General features: G+C 61.9%; 17 protein-coding genes and 1 rRNA gene. 11 read left to right on the top strand and 7 right to left on the bottom strand.

The annotated features are described in order from the left end of the window. The first annotated feature begins 210 nt into the window (after window positions 1-210). The 4 genes from rrf to AC07W7_RS16105 all read left to right on the top strand — a co-directional run bounded on the left by rrf (window position 211) and on the right by AC07W7_RS16105 (window position 4,055). Window positions 211-326 (top strand): 5S ribosomal RNA (rrf, locus tag AC07W7_RS16090). A gap of 163 nt (window positions 327-489) precedes the next feature. Then, window positions 490-1,149: a paraquat-inducible protein A gene (locus tag AC07W7_RS16095; RefSeq protein ID WP_076964057.1), complete on the top strand. Its 660-nt coding sequence runs from the start codon at window positions 490-492 to the stop codon at window positions 1,147-1,149. Beyond that, window positions 1,136-1,759, top strand: a complete 624-nt coding sequence (locus AC07W7_RS16100; protein WP_076964058.1) for a paraquat-inducible protein A — start codon at window positions 1,136-1,138, stop codon at window positions 1,757-1,759. Before AC07W7_RS16095 ends, AC07W7_RS16100 begins: the two co-directional genes overlap by 14 nt. Next, window positions 1,752-4,055 (top strand): PqiB family protein, encoded by a 2,304-nt coding sequence (locus AC07W7_RS16105; RefSeq protein ID WP_076964059.1) that lies wholly within the window; start codon window positions 1,752-1,754, stop codon window positions 4,053-4,055. Before AC07W7_RS16100 ends, AC07W7_RS16105 begins: the two co-directional genes overlap by 8 nt. An 86-nt stretch (window positions 4,056-4,141) precedes the next feature. On the opposite strand, the gene mksF is transcribed toward AC07W7_RS16105, so the two are convergent. Genes mksF through mksB form a run of 3 tightly spaced genes read right to left on the bottom strand, consistent with a single transcriptional unit; the run spans window position 4,142 to window position 8,953 of the window. After that, the gene (gene mksF, locus AC07W7_RS16110; protein WP_076964060.1) at window positions 4,142-6,982 is read right to left on the bottom strand and encodes an Mks condensin complex protein MksF; all 2,841 of its coding nucleotides are present in this window, start codon (window positions 6,980-6,982) and stop codon (window positions 4,142-4,144) included. Then, the gene (gene mksE / locus AC07W7_RS16115) at window positions 6,979-7,686 is read right to left on the bottom strand and encodes an Mks condensin complex protein MksE (RefSeq protein WP_076964061.1); all 708 of its coding nucleotides are present in this window, start codon (window positions 7,684-7,686) and stop codon (window positions 6,979-6,981) included. The genes mksF and mksE overlap by 4 nt, the downstream gene beginning before the upstream one ends. Beyond that, window positions 7,676-8,953 carry an Mks condensin complex protein MksB gene (gene mksB, locus AC07W7_RS16120; protein WP_076964062.1) on the bottom strand — a complete coding sequence of 426 codons (1,278 nt, stop codon included), beginning with the start codon at window positions 8,951-8,953 and terminating at the stop codon, window positions 7,676-7,678. The genes mksE and mksB overlap by 11 nt, the downstream gene beginning before the upstream one ends. A 229-nt stretch (window positions 8,954-9,182) precedes the next feature. Between mksB and AC07W7_RS16125 the strand changes: the two genes are divergently transcribed. The 3 genes from AC07W7_RS16125 (at window position 9,183) to can (ending at window position 11,190) form a co-directional block, all read left to right on the top strand. Continuing rightward, the gene (locus tag AC07W7_RS16125; RefSeq protein WP_099170700.1) at window positions 9,183-9,935 is read left to right on the top strand and encodes a flagellar biosynthesis protein FlhF; all 753 of its coding nucleotides are present in this window, start codon (window positions 9,183-9,185) and stop codon (window positions 9,933-9,935) included. Next, a complete protein-coding gene (gene rimI / locus AC07W7_RS16130) occupies window positions 9,928-10,380 on the top strand; it encodes a ribosomal protein S18-alanine N-acetyltransferase (RefSeq protein WP_003188286.1) in 453 nt (150 codons plus the stop codon). Before AC07W7_RS16125 ends, rimI begins: the two co-directional genes overlap by 8 nt. 165 nt (window positions 10,381-10,545) lie before the next feature. Further along, a complete protein-coding gene (can, locus tag AC07W7_RS16135; protein ID WP_029295821.1) occupies window positions 10,546-11,190 on the top strand; it encodes a carbonate dehydratase in 645 nt (214 codons plus the stop codon). On the opposite strand, the gene AC07W7_RS16140 is transcribed toward can, so the two are convergent. The 3 genes from AC07W7_RS16140 to AC07W7_RS16150 all read right to left on the bottom strand — a co-directional run bounded on the left by AC07W7_RS16140 (window position 11,187) and on the right by AC07W7_RS16150 (window position 14,661). After that, complete coding sequence (locus tag AC07W7_RS16140) at window positions 11,187-11,711, bottom strand: SET domain-containing protein (protein ID WP_495039687.1); 525 nt, start codon at window positions 11,709-11,711, stop codon at window positions 11,187-11,189. The two genes, can and AC07W7_RS16140, sit on opposite strands and share 4 nt — an antisense overlap. 169 nt (window positions 11,712-11,880) lie before the next feature. Further along, the gene (locus tag AC07W7_RS16145; RefSeq protein ID WP_495039688.1) at window positions 11,881-13,050 is read right to left on the bottom strand and encodes a hypothetical protein; all 1,170 of its coding nucleotides are present in this window, start codon (window positions 13,048-13,050) and stop codon (window positions 11,881-11,883) included. Between the two features lie 192 nt (window positions 13,051-13,242). Beyond that, window positions 13,243-14,661, bottom strand: coding sequence for a short-chain fatty acid transporter (locus AC07W7_RS16150; protein ID WP_495039689.1), 1,419 nt, complete (start codon window positions 14,659-14,661; stop codon window positions 13,243-13,245). Window positions 14,662-14,859: 198 nt separating this feature from the next. Between AC07W7_RS16150 and AC07W7_RS16155 the strand changes: the two genes are divergently transcribed. Beyond that, window positions 14,860-16,143 (top strand): MFS transporter, encoded by a 1,284-nt coding sequence (locus tag AC07W7_RS16155; protein ID WP_495039690.1) that lies wholly within the window; start codon window positions 14,860-14,862, stop codon window positions 16,141-16,143. Between the two features lie 142 nt (window positions 16,144-16,285). Further along, window positions 16,286-17,182, top strand: coding sequence for a cation diffusion facilitator family transporter (locus tag AC07W7_RS16160; protein WP_076964069.1), 897 nt, complete (start codon window positions 16,286-16,288; stop codon window positions 17,180-17,182). 3 nt (window positions 17,183-17,185) lie between these two features. Here the strand turns inward: AC07W7_RS16160 and AC07W7_RS16165 are convergent, their stop codons facing one another. Further along, window positions 17,186-17,860, bottom strand: coding sequence for a heavy metal response regulator transcription factor (locus AC07W7_RS16165; RefSeq protein ID WP_495039691.1), 675 nt, complete (start codon window positions 17,858-17,860; stop codon window positions 17,186-17,188). Between the two features lie 183 nt (window positions 17,861-18,043). On the opposite strand from AC07W7_RS16165, the gene AC07W7_RS16170 reads away from it, so the two are divergent. Beyond that, on the top strand, window positions 18,044-19,267 hold the full coding sequence (locus AC07W7_RS16170; protein ID WP_495039692.1) for a TolC family protein: 1,224 nt from the start codon (window positions 18,044-18,046) through the stop codon (window positions 19,265-19,267). 17 nt (window positions 19,268-19,284) lie between these two features. Beyond that, complete coding sequence (locus AC07W7_RS16175) at window positions 19,285-20,454, top strand: efflux RND transporter periplasmic adaptor subunit (protein WP_495039693.1); 1,170 nt, start codon at window positions 19,285-19,287, stop codon at window positions 20,452-20,454. Window positions 20,455-20,472 lie beyond the last annotated feature (18 nt).

Raw genomic sequence — 20,472 nt, forward strand, 5'->3', positions numbered from 1 at the left:
TGTAAGCGCTGTGAGGCGTTGAGCTAACCAATACTAATTGCCCGTGAGGCTTGACCATATAACACCCAAGCAATTTGCTTCTCGAAAGAGCATCAGATTGCGGTGTGTGAAGACAATGAACCGAAAGTTCGATACTCACAAAACACCGAAAGCTGTCACATACCCAATTTGCTGAAGCGAGGCATTTGCCGCGACTCAGTACCCGAATTTCTTGACGACCATAGAGCATTGGAACCACCTGATCCCATCCCGAACTCAGCAGTGAAACGATGCATCGCCGATGGTAGTGTGGGGTTTCCCCATGTGAGAGTAGGTCATCGTCAAGATTAAATTCCGAAACCCCAATTGCGAAAGCAGTTGGGGTTTTGTTTTGGGCGGTTGAAAAGGTTTTGGCAGATCGCCATCGGTTGATGCCGACAAATTTGCACAGTTATTTCTGAACCAGAACACTAGAATAGACACCTGATCCTTTTAGACTTAGAGCCCTATATGTCCGACCCGGTTGATACCACCCAGGTGTCCGACCTACCGCTGGAGGACCTGGTTGCCTGCCATGAGTGCGACTTGCTGATGCGCAGGCCAGAGCTTGCCCACGGTGAAAAGGCCCTGTGCCCACGCTGTGGTTATGAGATGTACGCCCACCGCTACAATGTCGTCGAACGCAGCCTGGCCTTGGTGATCGCCGCGTTATTGTTGTACGTCCCGGCGAACTTTCTACCCATCATGCAGCTCAATCTACTCGGGCAGTCTTCTGAAGACACGGTCTGGAGCGGTGTAGTCGCCCTGTTCAATACCGGCATGCAAGGTGTCGCAGCGGTGGTGTTCCTGTGCAGCATGGGCATCCCGTTGCTCAAGCTGTTGTGCCAGCTGGCGGTGCTGCTCAGTATTCGCTGGAACATAGGCCGCAGCTACGGCCTGTTGCTATACCGCATTTATCACCATCTGCGCGATTGGGGGATGCTTGAGGTCTACCTGATGGGCGTGCTGGTGGCGATCGTCAAGTTGGCCGACATGGCCGCCCTCAGCGTAGGCCTGGGACTGGCCTGTTTTGTCAGCCTGCTAATGGTCCAGGTGCTGCTGGAGGTGGTCATGTCACCCCATCAGATCTGGCAAGCCTTGTCCGGGGAGGACGAACATGCGGGCGATTGATGCTGGCATTCTGATTTGTACCGAATGCCACGAATTGAACAGGCAGGCTCCGGACACCGACGAGCAAACCTGCACCCGTTGCGGTGCACTGGTCCACGCCCGCCGTCCGAACAGCCTGATGCGCACCTGGGCTTTGTTGATCACTGCGGCGATTTTGTATATCCCAGCTAACCTGTTGCCTATCATGACGGTCAACTCCCTGGGGCAGGGCGCTCCCAGCACCATCATGGCCGGCGTGATTGAACTGGTGCAGCACGGCATGTTCCCGATTGCCGCCGTGGTATTTGTCGCCAGTATCCTGGTGCCGACCTTCAAGCTGGTGGGCATCGCCCTGTTGCTATTCTCGGTGCAACGTCACCAGCCGCTTTCTGCCCGACAACGCATTATCATGTACCGCTTTATCGAGTTCATCGGTCGCTGGTCCATGCTGGATATCTTCGTGATCGCCATTCTAGTGGCGGTCGTAAACTTTGGGCGACTTGCCAGTATCGAGGCCAATCTCGGTGCCGTGGCGTTCGCCAGTGTGGTGATCTTGACGATGCTTGCTGCAGTAACTTTCGATCCCCGACTGATTTGGGATAACACGGAGTCGGACGACGACCATGACTGATTTGCCAAAGGCTAAAACCCGCCCTGCTTCAAACTGGTCGGCCATTTGGGTACTGCCGTTGATCGCCCTGGTGATCGGCGGCTGGCTCGGATGGCGCGCCTACACCCAGACGGGCATCGAGATCCAGGTTCGCTTTGAAAGTGGGGAAGGCATCCAGGTCAACAAGACTGAAGTGGTCTACAAAGGCATGCCGGTGGGCAAGGTCAAGACTCTGGCCCTGGATGACGAGGGCAGTAATCGCGGGGTGATTGCCACCATCGAGATGAACAAGGATGTCGAGCAGTACCTCAAGGCCAATACACGCTTCTGGCTGGTCAAGCCAAGCGTCAGCCTGGCCGGGATTACCGGCCTGGAAACCCTGGTCTCGGGCAACTACATCGCAGCCAGCCCCGGCGACGGCGAGCCCACGCGCAAATTCAAGGCACTCTCCGAAGAACCGCCATTATCCGATATCAAGCCCGGCCTGCACCTGACCGTCAAGGCCGAGCGCCTCGGCTCGCTCGACCGTGGCAGCCCGGTGTTCTACAAGCAGATCCAGGTTGGCCAGGTCAAAAGCTACCTGCTGTCCGCCGATCAGAACACGGTCGAAATAAAAGTCTACATCGAGCCGACCTACGCCAACCTGGTGCGCAAACATACGCGTTTTTGGAATGCCAGTGGCATCAGCATCGATGCCAACCTGTCCGGGGTCAAAGTGCGCAGCGAATCCCTGGCCAGCATCGTCTCCGGTGGTATCGCCTTCGCCACGCCGGAGAATCGCAAGGACAGCCCGCCCACCGACCCAAGCCTGCCGTTTCGCCTATACGAAGACTTCGATGCCGCCGCCGCGGGTATCCGCATCAAGGTCAAGCTCAGTGACTTCGAGGGCCTGCAGGCCGGTCGTACGCCCGTGATGTACAAAGGCATCCAGGTCGGCAGCCTCAAGGCCCTCAAGGTGGACTCTGATCTGTCCAGCGCCAGCGCCGACTTGACCCTCGACCCATTGGCCGAAGATTACCTGGTGGAAGGCACGCAGTTCTGGGTGGTCAAGCCGTCCATTTCCCTGGCCGGCATCACCGGCCTGGAAGCCCTGGTCAAGGGCAACTACATTGCCATCCGCCCCGGCGACAAAGGCACCAGCCCCCAGCGTGAGTTTGTCGCCCGGCCCAAGGCGCCACCGCTGGACCTGCGCTCCCCGGGCCTGCACCTGGTCCTGCTCACAGAAAACCTCGGTTCCCTGGAAGTTGGCAGCCCGATCCTCTACAAACAGGTCAAGGTCGGCTCGGTGCAGAGCTACCAGTTCTCGCGCAAGCGCAAACAACTGGTGATTGGCGTGCATATCGAGAAGGAGTACGAAGGTCTGGTCAACGGTTCGACGCGTTTCTGGAATGCCAGTGGCATTACCCTGACCGGTGGGCTCACCGGCGGTATCCAGGTCAAAAGCGAATCCCTGCAAAGCCTGATGGCCGGGGGGATCGCCTTTGAAACCCCAGAGCCAAACGTGCCGCTGCGCAACCGCATCCCGCGTTTCCGCCTGTTTGCCGATCACGAAGCCTCCACCCAGCGCGGCACCGTGGTGACCATCAAGGTCGATCGTGCCGACGGCCTGAGTACCGGCACGCCGATTCGTTTCAAGGGCCTGGAGGTGGGCAAGATCGAAAGTGTCGACCTGAGCGCCGACATGCAATCGGTGATGCTCAGTGCGCGCATCACCGAAGTCCCTGAGCGGATCGCCCGGACCGGCAGCCAGTTCTGGGTGGTCAAGCCAGAGCTGGGCTTGATGAAAACCGCCAACCTGGAAACCCTGGTCACCGGCCAGTACATCGAAGTCCTGCCGGCGGTGAAAAGCACCGGTGCGCAAAAGAACTTCGTGGCCCTGGCCCAACCGCCCGAGGCGAATGTGCAGGAGGCCGGCTTGAGCCTGGTACTCAGCGCCGCCCGCCGCGGTTCGTTGAAAGTCGGCGTGCCGGTCACCTACCGTGAAGTCACGGTCGGCAAAGTCACCGGTTACGAGTTGGGCAAGACGGCCGACCGCGTGCTGATCCATGTGCTGATCGAGCCCAAGTACGCGCCGCTGGTTCGTGGTGGCAGCCGCTTCTGGAACAGCAGCGGCTTTGGCCTGGACTTTGGCCTGTTCAAGGGCGCGACAGTGCGCACCGAGTCCCTGGAGACCCTGGTCCAGGGCGGCATCGCCTTTGCGACGCCGGAGGGCGAGCGCATGGGCAACCCGGCACTGCCCGAGCAGACCTTCCCGTTGTTCGACAAGTTTGAAGACGAATGGCTGATCTGGGCGCCTAAGATCCCACTGGGTAAATAGGCCCCGACCAACACGGCATAACCCCAGCCCACAAAAAAGGCCGCGATCCATAGGATCGCGGCCTTTTTGTATTTCAACAGCGCAGGTCAGACCTCATCCAACTCCGGTTCATCCGCCTGCACATTGACCGTCGCCTTCACCGCATCATGCCGGCGAATGTACTTCCAGTCCGCCTCATCGATGTAGATCCCGTTCGGCCCGCTGCCGCCTTCCAGGTCGATCGCCACCTGGGCCGAGACCTGCGGCTTCACACTGGCCAGGATCGGCACAAAGCCCAGTTGCAGGCTGGTTTCCAGCAAGGCGGCCTGGTTCTTCTCATCGATGTCCGCCGCCTCGTCGAGGTAGTACGGCAGGCGCACGCGACCGGCCTGGTCGCGGTCCATCAAGTGCAGCAACAAGTACATGTTGGTCAGCGCCTTGATCGTCATGGTGGTGCCGTTGGACGCGGCGCCATCGATGTCGGTGTGAATGATTGGCTGGCCATTGACCTTGGTGATCTCGAACGCCAGTTCAAACAGGTCCTTGAGCCCCAACTGGTTATGGTTGGCGGCGACCAGGCGCGCCAGGTACTCCTTGGCCTCTTCGTTCTTGTTGTCCTGCTCGGCGCTCTGGCTGAGGTCGAACACCGAGAGGGTTTCGCCTTCCTCATACTGGCCGGCACTGTGAATGATCTGGTCGATATGCTTGAGCGCTTCCTTGTTCGGCGCCAACACGATACGAAAGCTCTGCAGGTTGGATACCTGGCGCTTGTTGATCTCGCGGTTGAACAGGGCCAACTGGTGCTCAAGGCTGTCGTAGTCGCTGCGGATATTGCGCAGGGTCCGCGCGATATCCGTCACCGCCGCACGGCGCGCCTTGCCCAGGGTCAGGGCTTCGTCGGTGCGGTGCGCATACGCGTTGATCAATAGGTGCAGGCGGCGCTCCATATCGTCTTCACTGTCGAACTTGGCCACGCCCTTGAGGCGCACCTGGGCGTACAGCGCGTCGATCTGCCCATCAGCGCGCTGCAAGCCCTGCCAGCTGTCCTGATAGTCATTGAGCAGCGGCAGCAGGTTGTCCATGGAATCGTCGACCGGGTCCATGAACGGCGTACCGAACGGCAAGTCGGCCGGCAACAGCTGGCGACGGCGCAGGGCGTCATCCAGGGTGCGCTGCTTGGCTTCCATATCGCCGATCTGCCGGCCGACCAGCTGCAGCTTGGCCGACAGTTGCTGCACGCGTTCGGTAAACGCATCGCTGGAGCGCTTCAACTCGTCCTGGGCCGCTTCCATCTGCGCCAGGTTTTCCAGCTTCTCGCCTTCCTCGGCACTCAGGGTCTGGGCGCGGCGGTAATCTTCCAGGGCTTTCTGTGCGTCCAGCACCTGCTGGTACAGCGCTTCGGTCTGGGTCTTGCTCGCCGCGCGGTCCGAGGCCACGGCCTGCTGGGTCTTGAGTTGCTTGAGTTCTTTTTCCAGGCGCTCCTTCTGGTCACGCAATGCCGCGCGGTCCGCCAGGGCCTGCAAGGCCGGCGGCTCGATGTGCGAGATGTCGATGGACAGCCCCGGCACTTCAAAGCGCTCGCCGGTGAAACCATCGAGGATCAGCTCCAGGGATTTGACCCACTGGCCGTCTTCATCCAGGGTGATGCCGTGCTCGCCCAGCGGCAGGCTGAACAGCGAACTGTTGAACAGACGCATCAGACGCTCGACGTCCTGCTGTGAGAATTCTTCCCGCAGTTTGGCGTAACTGTTGTTGTCGGCGTGATCGAGTTGCTGCTTGACCGACTTCAGGCGTTTTTCCAGGTCGCGCAAGCGCTCATCCAGGTCCTCGGCGCTGAACTGCCGCGACTGCGCCAGGGCGCCGGCCAGTTCATCGTGGGCATCCTTGGCCGCCAGCAGTTGCTGCTCCAGAACCTTGACGTCATCGACCAGGGCAAAGCGATGCTTGAGCACCGACAGCTCGCCCAGCCAGCGCTGGATGCCGCTGATTTCCCGCTCCAGGCGCATCAGCTCCTGGGTGCCGCCGCGCTGATCGTTCTGCAGCGCATCCTGCTCGTTGCGGTAGTGTTCGGCCTGGATGGTCAGCTCTTCCTTGCGCGCACTGGCGTAGTCCGACCAGGTGCCCAGCAGCGAATCGAGCAAGGGCGACAGGCGATGCAGCTTGCCGCGCAGGATTTCCCGCTGTTTCACACCATTGGACAGCGCTTCCACCAGGGGGCCGGCGGCTACCAGGGAGTTGTAGTCCTGCTCCATGCGTCGCACATCGCGGAACGCTTCTTCGCACGCTGCAATGTAATCCACACTGCCGGAACGCAGGCTGTGCTCGAACGCATCGAGGAACAGCTGCTTGAGCTTGGCCGCAGTGATCTCGCGCATGTGCAGCAGGTTGATAAACAGGGCGCGGAAGGTCTTCAGGCTCTGCTCGCTGGTGGAGCGCAGCGGAATCAGGGTCAGGTCCAGCGGGATCGAGGTATGGCCACCCACCAGCAAGCGTCTCAGCTCATCGGGCTTGAGTTCATAGGCTTTGAGGCCCTCGCGCTCAAGGTTGGTGAACAGCTCTTTCTGGCGCAGGCAGGTGTCGTTTTTCTGGTAGTGGGCCAGGTCCAGCTTGCCGGCGTAGGCAAAGAACTGGTGGCCGAAACCACCGCCCGGGCCGCGGCCGACCACGCCAATCACATGGGGGCCGTGGGGCAGCGAGACTTCGACGAGGATGTAGCTGGTGTCGGTGGCAAAGTAGAAACGCCGCGACTGTTCCAGGGTGTACTTGCCGAAACTCATGTCTGACATGCGCGCCAGGATCGGGAACTGCAAGGCGTTGATCGAAGCCGACTTACCGAGGTTGTTCGCGCCATACACCGACAGCGGTTCTTCCAGCGGGAACAGGCCCAGGCTGTAGCCCGCAGTGTTCAAAAGGGCGAAGCGGCGAATGCCGTAGCGTTCCTTGCTCATGCATCGGTCTCCTGTTCTTCGGCAATGGCACGGGCCAGAGCGTCTTCTTCGCTTTCGTCGGCAAAGTCACTAAGGTCCAGCGGGTCATCGGTCTGCAGCAGTTTTTCATCGCTGTCTTCGTCGATGATCACCGGCGCCGGCAACGGCAGCACACTGTGCACGCTGGCCGCCAGGTCGCGGTCGGCCTGGACCGACAGGCACACGTCGAGGAAACGGTGCATCGGCGGCAGGAAGCGGTAAATACCGTTGTCTTCACCGGCAAAGCCAAGCTGGGTCATGCGGCGCATGATTTTCTCTTCCAGCTCCTCGACGGTCTGCACTTCGGCCTGGATAAACAGGTCACGGTACTTCTCCAGCAGGGAGGGCAGCTCATCGCGGCCCAGGCTGCCACCGTCGAGCACGGCAATCGGGTCGCGGCCCTGGTCGGCCAGGTGCTCGACGATGATGAAGGTGAACAGTGCCAGGCGCTGCGCGGTCTTGTTGACCTGCGCGGCGGCCACGGCGGTGTCCGGCACGAAGTAGTAGAACCCCCGGGTATCGCACACCAGCTCAAAGCCCAGGGCCTTGAACAGCGTGCGGTACTGGTCCTGGAAGTTCGACAATTGCGCGTACAGCTCCGGGTCGCGGCGGCTGACGTGGTAGCCCTTGAACAGCTCGCGAAAGATCGGCGCCAGCTGGGACAGTTCGGATAGATCAAGATGCATAAGGGGTGCTCGCAGAATTCTCGGCTACGTCGGTGCTGGCCGGGAGCAGGGCGAATGAGCGCAGGCTGACCTGGTGCTCGTGAGTGTGGTAATCCCGGCGTTCCAGGCGCTCGCGCTTGAAACGCTTCTCCCGTGACAGGCGCGAGAACCAGTACAGCAACTCGTCGGTGGCCCCGTCCGGTTCCTGTTCCAGCAGCCAGGTCATCAGGTCGGGCATCGGCAGTGCGTCTGCGCAGCGCTCCAGCATCTCCTTGACCGTGCGCGGCGCACGCTGGGCTTGGCCCTTGTGGGATTTGTGGGCCTTGGGGAACCGCGCCGGCTTGGGCTCGAAGTTGGCCAGGGCATACACATAGGCTTCCACCTGGCTGGCACTGCCCAGGAAGGTACTTTGTGGCCGGGTGAACATCGGCATCGCCGCTTGCGGCACCGCGTCCAGGCCCTTGCGGCGGATCGCCGACAGGGCCAGCGCCGCGCCACGGGTCACGGCATTGTGCCGGCGCGCTTCTTCGCGCAGCGGCAGCAGCAATTCCCGGGCATGGCGCAAGGTCAGTTGGGCGCTGGTCTGCATTTCGAGGATGCGCGCGTGGGTGCGCAGCAACATATCGTCGTCCACCAGGTGGCCCAGGCGCTGCTGCTCGGTGAGCATGCGCAACAGCACGTTCTCTACCTTGCGCACGCCTTGCTCGAAGGCGCCGTCGGCGTTCACCAGTTGGATCATCGGCTCGACATACTCGTCCCAGGTCGCCAGGACCTCGGCATAACGCTGGCGCAACGGGATCTGCCGGTCGCTGGTCTTGGCGCGGTCGGCCACGGCGGCGAGGGCTTGTTCATCATTGGCGAGTTTTTTCAGCACGTCGCGCACGCGCATGTCCAACAGCCGCAGTTGACGGGCCAGGTCATGGCCGTCGCGGATGTCGAAGGCGTCCTGGATATAACCGGCCAGGCGCTCGAGGTGGCGCAGGTAGGCTTCGATTTCCAGGCACAGGCCTAGCCGGTGCTCCTTGCGAAGATAGGCCAGGAAGTCATGGATCTGCGCATTGAGCTCGAAACGGTTCGGGCTCTTGGCCACAGGCACCAGGATATCCAGGCGAATCCACACGTCCAGCAGGCTGGTGATGTCCTGTGGTGTGCTGTCCAGTTGTTGGGCGGCCAGTTGCGCGCGCAACTCGCCAAGGCTCAGGGTGCCTTGGTCGAAGTGTTCGCACAGTGGCTCAAGCAGGGCCCAGTGTTCGGCGAGGGCGCGCAAGACGCGCTTGGGTTCGATCATCGGAATGGCCGGCTGGTTGGCGAATTAAAAGCAGCGATTGTACTGCATCAGGCGCGGGATTTATCCACAGCCGGTCAGGGCGCGTTCGCGATGGGCGGTCAGCAATGCAGAGAAAATCATCAACGGTGGGCGATCATCGTCGAAGGGCGGTAGAATCTGCGCTCTTTAGTTATCCACAAGTGGCCGAGCCTTGCTTATCGAGTCCCGACGTCGCGCTTACTTGACCGCCATGCAGGTGGTCAACTGGCTGCCGCGCACCGAATTGCCCTTTGCCGCCCCGTCGCGGCCCGAACTGCTGCAAGCGCTGGAGCCGTTCGAGCCGTTCGACGCCTCGGGCGAGGAAGCGGCGGCGCCGGTGGCGCTGGTCAAGCCCGTGGCCGAGGTGCCTGTGCGGCCGTCGGAGCGGGTCAAGATCGAAGTGCCACGCCCGTCGAGCACGCCCAAGCCCGTTGCCGTGGCCGACGATGCCCCGGCCCCGGTGGCCAAGGCCCCGGTCGTGCCGCCACCGCGTTTTGCCCTGCAGTTGCTGCGGGCCGGGCGTTGCCTGTTGCTGGTGGAGTTGCCCACCGGCGAGCGTTTCCAGGCGCGTGACCCGGCCTACCTGCTGCTCAAGGACATGCTGCGCGCCGCCGGCCTGCCCGACAGCCCGCAGATCGTCGGCGAGCCTGTGCGCTGGCCGCTGCTGGTGCGCGGCAATATGGACCAGGGCCCGGACGCCGCGCGTGACTTCGTGCAGGGCTTTGTCGCGGCCCGCCTGGAAGACGAGCCCTGCGTGTGCCTGTGGCTGATCGGCCTGCCGGCCGTGCGGTTTGCCGGCGAAGCCGACGCCCAGGCCTGGTACCGCGAACTGCAGGTCGAAGGCCTGGGCTCGGTCTGGGCCTTGCCGGGCCTGGAATTATTAATGGAAGAGCCACAGCGTAAGGCTGATGTCTGGCAAGCCATGCGCCGGCTGATGGCGCGCTGGAAAACAACCGATGAGTGAGGCTTTATCCTTCCGCCCGATGACCGAGGCTGACCTCGACGCCGTGCTGAAAATCGAATACGCGGCGTTCAGCCACCCCTGGACCCGTGGCATCTTTCTCGACGGGCTGGGCAAGTACCAGATCTGGTTGATGTTCGAGGGCGAGCAGCAGGTGGGCCACGGGGTGGTGCAGATCATCCTCGATGAAGCGCATTTGCTGAATATCACCGTCAAACCGGAAAACCAGGGGCGTGGCCTGGGCCTGGCCCTGCTGGAGCATCTGATGTCCCGGGCCTATGCCGCCAATGCGCGGGAATGTTTCCTGGAAGTGCGCGACAGCAATACCGGGGCATTTCGCCTGTATGAGCGCTACGGCTTCAATGAAATCGGCCGTCGCCGCGATTACTACCCTGCTGTCGGAGGTCGCGAAGATGCAGTGGTCATGGCCTGCACCCTGGTCGACTGAAACGGTATTCCCTGTAGAAAGGGCTTGTGTGGGAGCGGGCTGTTAGCCTCTTTGGCGTCGTAATTGCTCATGCTGTCGGGGTTATAGTGTGTCTATCTACCCCCGAGCGTGACCTCGATGGGTGGTCGTCTGTCATACCTGCGCATGATTCCTGAGGCTGACCTGATGAACGAACTACAAGACCTGCTTGATAACAACGAACGCTGGGCGGATGCGATCAAACAGGAAGATCCCGAATTCTTCGCCAAGCTCGCCCGCCAGCAGACCCCGGAATACCTGTGGATCGGCTGTTCGGACGCCCGGGTGCCGGCCAACGAGATCGTCGGCATGTTGCCCGGCGACCTGTTTGTGCACCGCAATGTGGCCAATGTGGTGCTGCACACCGACCTCAACTGCCTGTCGGTGATCCAGTACGCGGTGGATGTGCTCAAGGTCAAGCATATCCTGGTCACCGGCCACTATGGCTGCGGCGGCGTGCGTGCCTCGATGCAGGACCGCCAGTTCGGCCTGATCGACGGTTGGCTGCGTTCGATCCGCGACCTGTACTACGAGAACCGCGAAGTGCTGGCCCAGTTGCCCACCGAAGAAGAACGCGTTGATCGCCTGTGTGAACTCAATGTCATCCAGCAAGTGGCCAATGTTGGTCACACCAGCATTGTGCAGAACGCCTGGCACCGCGGGCAGAGCCTGTCGATCCATGGTTGCATCTACGGGATCAAGGACGGTCGCTGGAAAAGCCTCAACGCCACCATCACCGGGTTCGAGCAGTTGCCGCCGCAATACCGCCTGCGCCCGATAGAGGCCATTTAACAGCGTTTGCGCTGGCGCCACTGTTCCATAAACTGTTGGCCCTCGGCGTTCAACGGCTCTTTCATACCGGTGATCCAGCCCCGGCAGTTCCCGGCCCCGCAGCGACACGGGAACTGCCTGAACAGCACATCCTCGGTGGTGGCGTAATCCATGGTCAGCAGTGTGCCGGGGCGGATAGCCTGGATTGACCACAGCTCCAGCTCGCTGATGTCGAGGAACACGTTCGGGTCGCACGAATGCAGGAGCAGACCGCTGAACCAGGGGTCGTACAAGTGGATGCGCGACGACATCTGCAGCGTGTGCAGGCGTCGCTCGCCCAGGGCGTACCCGGAAATCTTGGCGATGCGTATCCGGCTGTCGAAGGCGACCTTGGCCTTGATCCCGGTTCCGCGCCCGTTGCGGGTGCGCACCACCTCGAAGTGTCGGGACGAGGGGTAACCCTTTTTGGCCAGCAGTGCTGCGAAGGGATAAAGGCCGTTACTCGCAGCAGCAGGCACCTCTTCCATGAGCTGGGTTTTCATAGCGCTCCTTGTCGGGCTGCATCGACCTCCTGGTGTCGAGAGAACTGCCAGTCTTGCAGCAAATGGACAGGATCCAAGATTTACGCAAAAAAACGCCGATAGCTACTGTCAAATCTGACAGTCGCTATCGGCGTTTTTTGGCGTAAGCCAATGCTGATAAGTGAGCGGGCTACAGCACGGGCGCTGCGACAGAGGCCTCTGGGGCGGGGCTTTTCAGGCGTTTGAGCTGGGCCTTGATCGGGGCGGTGGTGCATTTTTCCTTGGCCTGTTCGGCCGACAGCTCGCGCACCGAGGTGTAGAACAGTTCGCAGGTCTGCTCCTTGCGCGTTACCTGCCAGGTATTCATGCAGCCCTTGAGCAACACATTGGGGTCGCTGGCGGGCTTCTGGCCCATTCCCGCCTGCCAGCAGGCGGCGCTCAAGTCCTGGCCCATGACTTTCAAGCCGGCCTCGTCGGCCTTCTGTTCGTCGCCGTTGTAGCTGGCCGGGTCGGCGGCGTACCAGATGTAACTGGGGTGATTGGCCCCCAGTACCGCGACATGGCGGCCTTCGGCCGGGCTGATCTGCGCCAGGCCCAGTACCCCGAGGGTTTGCCCGTACTGTTGCTGGATCCAACTGCGCACGGGCGCGCCGAAGGCGACCATGGGCAATGAGCCCGTGGGGTGCCGGCTCAGTTCCCGGACAATCCGGGTCTGGTATTCGCTGAAGTAGCCGTAGACCCCTTCCAGGTCCTTGCCGGCCGAGGAGGGCGCGGCAATCGGTGCAATATCGATGATGGTCTGGTATTCCGGGGTCTGGGTTGCCGGTATCCCGTTGGCGGTCAATAGCGTGGCCCAACGGTCGGTGGTGGCCGACTCCAGGTAGTCCTGGTAATGGGTCAGGGAGTAATCCGGTGGGAAATGCATCAACTCGATGCTCTTGCGGTTTTCCAGGGCCATGCCCAGCGGCAGGAACAGGTACCAGCTAAATTGCCACTTGCCATCGCGGTTGAGCCGGCTGGCGCCCTCGTAGGCCAGGTCGGCGGTGTCCAGCAACGCGGCCAGGGGCTGGCCATAACCGTCGGGCACGCCGGTAAAGTGGGCGCGGACCCGATCCTGCTGGGTCTTCACACTGACCCGGGCGCGGCTGTAGCCATCGCGCTGCAGGCTCTGGGTCAGATAATGCTCGACGGTTTGCTCCAGGGTCAGCGGCCGAAAGCAGATCACACTGCAATTGTTGGGGTAGGCGAACAGTTGCGTGACCCGTTGCGGGGTGCCCAGGTCGAGCTCGACGTCGGCGTGTACGACCGCGCTCAAAGTGAGTGCGACAAAGGTGAAGGACAGCCTGGTCAGTTTAAACATGTGTGTTTCCTTGTCAGCTAAAGCCCGTCTGCGCGGGATGAATGCCCACCTTCACACAGTAGCGGCTGACCGGGAAAATGCGTCGGGAAATGCGGTTTTTTCTCAGGAACGGTAACTGCCTACAGCGTAAAGGGTTGCACCAGCGGCAAGCTGCAATCCTTGCAGCTTGCCGATCAACGCCTACAACTGCGTTTAAGGCATCACCGGCGGCATGTACTTCAGCGTCGTTCCCAATGCCCACAGCAAAAACAGCACCAGCGGGGTGTGCACCAGCAGTTGCACAAACGAGAAGCCAATCAAGTCCCGCGCCTTGAGCCCCAGCACGCCGAGTAACGGCAGCATGTAAAACGGGTTGATCAGGTTCGGCAGGGCCTCGGCGGCGTTGTAGATCTGCACGGCCCAGCCCAGGTGATATTGCAGGTCATTGGCCACCTGCATCACATAGGGTGCCTCGATGATCCACTTGCCACCGCCCGACGGGATAAAGAACCCCAGTACCGCCGAGTACACGCCCATCAGCAGTGCGTAGGTATCGTGGGAGGCGATGGAGGTGAAGAAGGTCGAGATATGGTGGGCCAGGGTCTGGCCGTCGCCGCCCTTGACCACGGTGATCAGCGCTGCGATGGAGCCGTACAGCGGGAACTGGATCAACACCCCGGTGGTGGTGGGCACCGCGCGCGCCACGGCGTCGAGGAAACTGCGCGGGCGCCAGTGCAGCAGGGCGCCGACCATCAGGAACAAAAAGTTATAGGTGTTGAGCCCCGAGATCGCACTGATCGCCGGCTTGGTCGAAAACTCGTGGAACAGCCAACCGGCGGCCAGCAGCGCGAGCAAGAGGGTCAGCAACGGGCTGTGCTCCAGCCATTCCCCCGGACGGCTGGGCGGTTGCAGCTTGGGCAGGTTGAACGCCGGGTCTACGCCACAGGCCTTGGCGTCACGGGCCGAGTTGGGGCCTGGCGCGGTGACGTAGGCGATGAGCAGCGACACCACGATCAACGCCAGCAACAGCACGCCTGATTGCCACAGAAAGATCGTGTCGGTGAAGGGAATGGTCCCGGTGATCGCCAGGATCGACGGCGGCAAGCTGGCCGGGTTGGCCTGCAATTGCGCGGCCGATGACGACAACCCCAGCGCCCACACGGCGCCCAGGCCCAGATAGGCCGCCGCGCCGGCGGCGCGATAATCCATGCGCAAATCCGTGCGCCGTGCCAGCGCCCGCACCAGCAACCCGCCGAACACCAGGGACAGGCCCCAGTTGAGCAGCGACGCGACCATCGAGATCAGCGCCACCCACGCCACGGCGGAGCGGCCGTTTTTTGGGATGCGCGCCAGGCGATCAATCAACTTCACGGCGGGCGGCGAACTGGCCACCACATAGCCGCCAATCACCACGAAGGCCATCTGCATGGTGAACGGGATCAGGCTCCAGAAGCCATCGCCAAAGGCCTTGGCCGCATCGGTGGGGGCGGCGCCCATACTCAGGGTCGCCACGCTGACAATGATCACGGCCAGGGCGGCAAACACCCAGGAGTCGGGAAACCAGCGCTCGGCAAAGTTCGAGCAACGCAGGGCAAAGCGGGCATAGCGGCTGTCTTCGATAGGATCGGCCACGTGGGAGTACCTCTTGTCGTTATTATGTAAGCGCCAGGGGCTGTGCAAGGTATCGCCGCATCTTGGCCCAAGGTTATTTATTTGGGAAGGTTGTTATTTTCATGGATCAATGAGTAAAACGAATATATCCACGGCATTGCCAGGATCCGGCCCAGCTCATAACCTGCACGCCATTTTGTCTGTCTGCCGAGCTTCTCCATGACTGCCACCGCTTATCCACAGGCGCAGCGTTTTTCCCGCTCCGACTACAAGACCCTGGGCCTGGCCGCCCTGGGCGGTGCCCTGGAAATCTACGATTTCATCATCTTTGTATTTTTTGCCCTGACCCTGAGCCAGCTGTTCTTCCCCCCGCAAATGCCCGAATGGCTGCGCCTGCTGCAAAGTTTCGGGATTTTCGTCACCGGCTACCTGGCGCGGCCACTGGGCGGGATCCTGATGGCGCACTTTGCCGATCACCTGGGGCGCAAGCGCGTGTTCAGCCTGAGTATCCTGATGATGGCCTTGCCCTGCCTGCTGATCGGGATCATGCCGACCTACGCGCAAATCGGCTATTTCGCACCCCTGATCCTGCTGGCGCTGCGCATTCTGCAGGGCGCCGCGGTGGGTGGTGAAGTGCCCAGCGCCTGGGTCTTTGTCGCCGAGCACGCGCCGGCCAACCATCGCGGTTATGCCCTGGGGTTCCTGCAGGCCGGGCTGACCTTCGGTTACCTGCTGGGGGCCTTGACCGCGACCTTGCTGGCGCAGCTGTTCACCGCTGAACAAATCCTTGATTACGCCTGGCGCTTCCCGTTTCTGTTGGGCGGTGTATTTGGCGTGATTGGCGTGTGGCTGCGCCGTTGGCTGAGCGAAACCCCGGTGTTCCTGGCCATGCAGGCGCGCCGCCAGACTGATGCCGAACTGCCGCTGCGCACGGTGTTGCGCGACCACCGCCAAGCGTTGCTGCCGGCCATGTTGCTGACCTGTGTGCTCACCTCGGCAGTGGTGGTGCTGGTGGTGATCACGCCGACCATGATGCAGAAAACCTTTGGCATGAGCCCCAGCCACACCTTTGCCCTGAGCGCATTGGGCATCGTGTTCCTGAATATCGGTTGCGTACTCGCCGGCCTGTTGGTGGACCGCATCGGCGCCTGGCGCGCGGTGCTGGTCTACAGCCTGCTGTTACCCGTCGGCATCGCCGTGCTCTACGCCAGCCTGATCGCGGGTGGCGTGTGGCTGGGCGCGGCCTATGCTGTGGCGGGGTTGAGTTGCGGGGTGGTGGGCGCGGTGCCGTCGGTGATGGTCAGCCTGTTCCCGGCGCCGGTGCGCGTGTCGGGGATTTCTTTTACCTACAATATTGCCTACGCGCTGTGGGCCAGTACTACGCCGTTGATGCTGATCGCGCTGATGCCCACCAGCCCATGGATCTGCGTGATGTATTGCGGGGTGATGGGGGCGGTGGGTGTGGCCAGTGCGTTGCGGTTTGGTCGGCGCCCTGTTTTTTGACGCCGCCGCATTCTCCTACAGGGGATGTGGTCGCCTTCTGCCATACGGCTTAATGGCAGTCACATGACAATTATGTAATTCATACCAAAAGTTTCCCTTTATCGCTCTATGATCAGCGCACATTCCCCCACGAGGACACTCTATGAGCGCAGGACACAGCCACGCCACCGTACGCGCCGGCCACGAGCGTAAATTATGGTTAGCCTTGGGGCTGACCGGCAGTTTCATGATTGCCGAAGTGATCGGCGCCTTTGTCACCGGCAGCCTGGCATTGCTGTCCGACGCCGCCCATATGATGACCGATACCCTGGCGCTGGCCATTTCCCTGGTGGCGATCCAGGTCGCCAAGCGCGCCGCCGACCGTAAACGCACATTTGGCTACGCCCGTTTTGAAATCCTCGCGGCCGCGTTCAATGCGTTGCTGCTGTTCGTGGTGGCGTTCTACATCCTCTATGAGGCTTACCAGCGTTTGCGGGCACCGGCCGAAATCCAGTCCACCGGCATGCTGGTGATTGCCGTACTGGGCCTGATCGTCAACCTGATTTCCATGCGCCTGCTCAGCGCGGCCAGTGGCGAGAGCCTGAACGTCAAGGGCGCCTACCTGGAGGTCTGGAGCGACATGCTCGGTTCCGTCGGCGTGATCATTGCCGCAGTGGTGATCATGTTCACCGGCTGGGGCTGGGTCGACTCGGTGGTGGCGGCGGCGATTGGGTTTTGGGTGGTGCCAAGAACCTGGACACTGCTCAAGGCCAGCATGAACGTGCTGCTGCAAGGCGTGCCGGATGGCCTCGATATCGACGCGATAGAGCAGGGCATTTGCGCGGTGCCTGGGGTCAAGGAGGTGCATGACCTGCATATCTGGGCCCTGACCAGCGGCAAGAATGTGCTGAGCAGCCATCTGGTGGTGGACCTGGCGCTGGGTACCGAACAACAGATCCTCGCCCAGGTGACCGAATTACTGCATGAACAATTCGATATTTCCCACGTCACTATCCAGATCGAGGGCGAGGGTTTTCATCAGGAGCCGATTGCGCACTGACCGCTATTCGCGGTCTTCCAACACGTAGCCCACCCCGCGCAAGGTGTGGATCAACTTGCGCTCGAACGGGTCGTCGATCTTCGCGCGCAGGCGGCGGATCGAGACCTCGACCACATTGGTGTCGCAATCGAAGTTCATGTCCCACACAAACGAGATGATTTGTGTGCGCGACAGCACCACACCGCTCTGGCGCATCAGCAGGTGCAGCAGGGCGAACTCCTTGGTGGTCAGGTCAATCCGCTGGTTGCCGCGAAAGGCCCGGTGGCGGCCCTGGTCCAGTTCCAGGTCGGCCACCCGCAACACATCCGGCACGGCGGTCTCGACGCTGCGCCGCATCAGGGTGCGGACCCTGGCCAGCAGTTCGGGAAACTCGAAAGGCTTGACCAGGTAGTCGTCGGCGCCCAGCTCCAGGCCTTTGATTTTATCGGCCAGGCGCCCCTGGGCGGTCAGCATCATGATGCGGGTGTTACTGGTCTGGCGGATCCTTTGCAGCACATCCCAACCGTCCATGATCGGCAGGTTCACATCCAGCAGCACCAGGTCGTAGGCGTGTTGCCGCGCCAGGTGTACACCGTCGGCGCCGCTGGCCGCGCAATCGACCACATAGCCGCTTTCGCTCAGGCCCTGCTGCAAGTAATCGGCCGTTTTCAGTTCATCTTCGATAACCAGGATTCGCATGTCGAGCGTGCCTCGGTGCCAGGGAAATTATCTGCATGTCGCCGCGAAGGTTAAAGCAAAACCCCGGACCAGAGCCTTTGCTAACGGATTTGTAATGTTCTGGCCACCCCTCTGATAAGTCGCGAAAGTTACATTGCCCCTGCTTGGATCTATCCGCCAACTCATGGGTGTGGAACGCTTGTTATGCCAACGTTTTTAAGAACAATTGTGTGCTCCGTTGTGGGGGTATTGGCGATAGCCCAAATGGCGAGCGCCCAGACCCTGACCCTCGAATCAGCCCTGCAAAGTGCGTTTGCCGGCAACCCGGACCTGGCCGCGGCGCAATGGGAAATCGACATCGCCCAGGGCGGTCGGCAGCAGGCCGGGCTGATTCCCAACCCGGTGGCGTCCTGGGATGCCGAAGACACCCGCCGCCGCACCCGCACCACCACCGTCAAGCTGACCCAGACCCTGGAGCTGGGCGGCAAGCGCGGGGCGCGGATCGATCTGGCCTCACGGGCACAGGATGCGGCAGCCCAGGAACTGGAGCAGCGCCGCAACCTGCTGCGCGCCGAGGTCATCGATGGCTTTTATGGTGCACTGCGGGCCCAGGAACGCCTGGAACTGGCCCAACGCTCGATGGCATTGGCCGAACGCGGCCTGGTGGTTGCCGATGGCCGGGTCAGGGCGGGTAAGTCGTCGCCGGTCGAAGCCACCCGCGCCCAGGTGCAGGTTTCGGAAATCCGCCTGGAGCGCAGCCGCGCCGAGATCGGCGTGACCGAGGCCTACCGCCGGCTGGCGGCGATCACCGGTAACGCCAATATCAATTTCCAGCGCGTCGAGGCCGGTGCCGCCAGCATTCCGGCGTTGCCGTCCACCAACCAATTGCTGGCGCGCCTGGGAAATACTGCCGAACTGCGTCTGGCTGAACTGCAAATCCGGCAACGGGAAGCCGGCCTGGGCCTGGAAAAAGCCCAGCGCATTCCCGACCTCGACGTGTCCATCGGCAGCCAGTACGACGCCAGTGTCCGCGAACGGGTGAACCTGGTCGGTGTGTCGATGCCGATCCCGCTGTTCAACCGCAACCAGGGCAATGTCCTGGCCGCCAGCCGCCGCGCCGATCAGGCCCGGGACCTGCGCAACGCCACTGAACTGCGCCTGCGCACCGAAACCCGCCAGGCCCTGGACCTGTGGGCAACGGCCAACAGTGAAGTAAGCGCCTTCAACCAAGTGATCCTGCCTGCCGCCCAAAGTGCGGTGGACAGTGCCACCCGTGGCTTCGAGATGGGCAAGTTCAACTTCCTCGACGTACTCGACGCCCAGCGCACCTTGATCGCCGCCCGCACCCAATACCTCGCCGCACTCGCCCAGGCCACCGACGCCTGGGTGCGCATCGAACGGATTTACGGCGACCTCGCCCGCATTTGATCTATCAGGAGTGACCCATGAACAAAAAACAAGGCATGGCTCTGGCCGTTGCGGTAGCCGTGGCCCTCGGGGTGGTGGCGTTTTGGCCGGCCACCAGCGTCGCGCCCCAGCCCACCGTGGCCGCCGCCGAGGCGCCCAAAGAGGAAGGCGAAGAGGAAGAGGGCGCGCTGGTGCTTAACGACCAACAGATCCAGGCCGCCGGCATTCAACTGGCCCTGGCCCAACCCCGGCAAATCAGCACGTTGCTGTCACTGCCGGGCGAAGTGCGATTCGACGAAGACCGCACCTCCCATATCGTGCCCCGTGCTGCGGGCGTGGTGGAGTCGGTGAAGGTCAACCTGGGGCAGAAAGTGAAGCAGGGCGAGTTGCTGGCGGTGATCGCCAGCCAGCAGATCTCTGACCAGCGCAGCGAGTTGGCGGCCAGCGAACGCCGGGTCGAACTGGCGCGCACTACCTTCCAGCGCGAGCGTCAGTTATGGCAGGACAAGATCTCCGCCGAACAGGATTACCTGCTGGCTCGCCAGACCCTGCAAGAAGCCGAGATTGCCCTGAACAACGCGCGGCAAAAAATGAACGCCCTGAGTGGCAGCGCCGTGTTGGCTGGCGGCAATCGTTATGAGCTGCGTGCGCCGTTTGCCGGGGTGGTGGTGGAAAAACACCTGGGTGTCGGCGAGGTGGTGAGTGAGACCAGCGCCGCGTTCACCCTGTCGGACCTGTCCCAGGTGTGGGTCACCTTCGGCGTGTTCCCCAAGGATTTGAACAAGGTCCAGGTCGGCAAGCCGGTGAAGGTCAGCTCCACGGAAATGGGCACCGACGTGATGGGCACCGTGGCCTATGTCGGCAACTTGCTGGGTGAGCAGACGCGCACGGCCACGGTGCGCGTCACCGTGCCCAACCCTGACGATTCATGGCGCCCCGGCTTGTTCGTGGCGGTCCAGGTCTCGACGGACACCTATGCGGCGGCGGTCACCGTACCGGCGACGGCGATCCAGACCGTGGAAGACAAGCCGTCGGTCTTTGTGCGCACCGCCGAAGGTTTCATGACCCGCCATGTGGAGCTTGGGGTGAGTGAAAACGGCTTTGTTGAAGTGCGCCAGGGCCTGGAGGCCGGGGCACAGGTGGCGACCGTCGGCAGTTTCGTCCTCAAGTCCGAGCTGGGCAAGGCTTCGGCCGAGCACGCCCATTGATCCTGCGAGTGATTTCCC

It is taken from the genome of Pseudomonas sp. GW821-FHT01D09, assembly GCF_059422465.1.

What these genes read in the sequence shown, in the direction of transcription:
- AC07W7_RS16155 (WP_495039690.1), top strand. Translation starts at nt 14,860, where the DNA reads ATGACTGCCACCGCTTATCCACAGGCGCAGCGTTTTTCCCGCTCCGAC.
- AC07W7_RS16170 (WP_495039692.1), top strand. Translation starts at nt 18,044, where the DNA reads ATGCCAACGTTTTTAAGAACAATTGTGTGCTCCGTTGTGGGGGTATTG.
- AC07W7_RS16125 (WP_099170700.1), top strand. Translation starts at nt 9,183, where the DNA reads ATGCAGGTGGTCAACTGGCTGCCGCGCACCGAATTGCCCTTTGCCGCC.
- AC07W7_RS16160 (WP_076964069.1), top strand. Translation starts at nt 16,286, where the DNA reads ATGAGCGCAGGACACAGCCACGCCACCGTACGCGCCGGCCACGAGCGT.
- mksE (WP_076964061.1), bottom strand. Translation starts at nt 7,686, where the DNA reads ATGCATCTTGATCTATCCGAACTGTCCCAGCTGGCGCCGATCTTTCGC.
- AC07W7_RS16105 (WP_076964059.1), top strand. Translation starts at nt 1,752, where the DNA reads ATGACTGATTTGCCAAAGGCTAAAACCCGCCCTGCTTCAAACTGGTCG.
- mksF (WP_076964060.1), bottom strand. Translation starts at nt 6,982, where the DNA reads ATGAGCAAGGAACGCTACGGCATTCGCCGCTTCGCCCTTTTGAACACT.
- can (WP_029295821.1), top strand. Translation starts at nt 10,546, where the DNA reads ATGAACGAACTACAAGACCTGCTTGATAACAACGAACGCTGGGCGGAT.
- AC07W7_RS16175 (WP_495039693.1), top strand. Translation starts at nt 19,285, where the DNA reads ATGAACAAAAAACAAGGCATGGCTCTGGCCGTTGCGGTAGCCGTGGCC.
- mksB (WP_076964062.1), bottom strand. Translation starts at nt 8,953, where the DNA reads ATGATCGAACCCAAGCGCGTCTTGCGCGCCCTCGCCGAACACTGGGCC.
- AC07W7_RS16100 (WP_076964058.1), top strand. Translation starts at nt 1,136, where the DNA reads ATGCGGGCGATTGATGCTGGCATTCTGATTTGTACCGAATGCCACGAA.
- AC07W7_RS16145 (WP_495039688.1), bottom strand. Translation starts at nt 13,050, where the DNA reads ATGTTTAAACTGACCAGGCTGTCCTTCACCTTTGTCGCACTCACTTTG.
- AC07W7_RS16165 (WP_495039691.1), bottom strand. Translation starts at nt 17,860, where the DNA reads ATGCGAATCCTGGTTATCGAAGATGAACTGAAAACGGCCGATTACTTG.
- AC07W7_RS16140 (WP_495039687.1), bottom strand. Translation starts at nt 11,711, where the DNA reads ATGAAAACCCAGCTCATGGAAGAGGTGCCTGCTGCTGCGAGTAACGGC.
- rimI (WP_003188286.1), top strand. Translation starts at nt 9,928, where the DNA reads ATGAGTGAGGCTTTATCCTTCCGCCCGATGACCGAGGCTGACCTCGAC.
- AC07W7_RS16095 (WP_076964057.1), top strand. Translation starts at nt 490, where the DNA reads ATGTCCGACCCGGTTGATACCACCCAGGTGTCCGACCTACCGCTGGAG.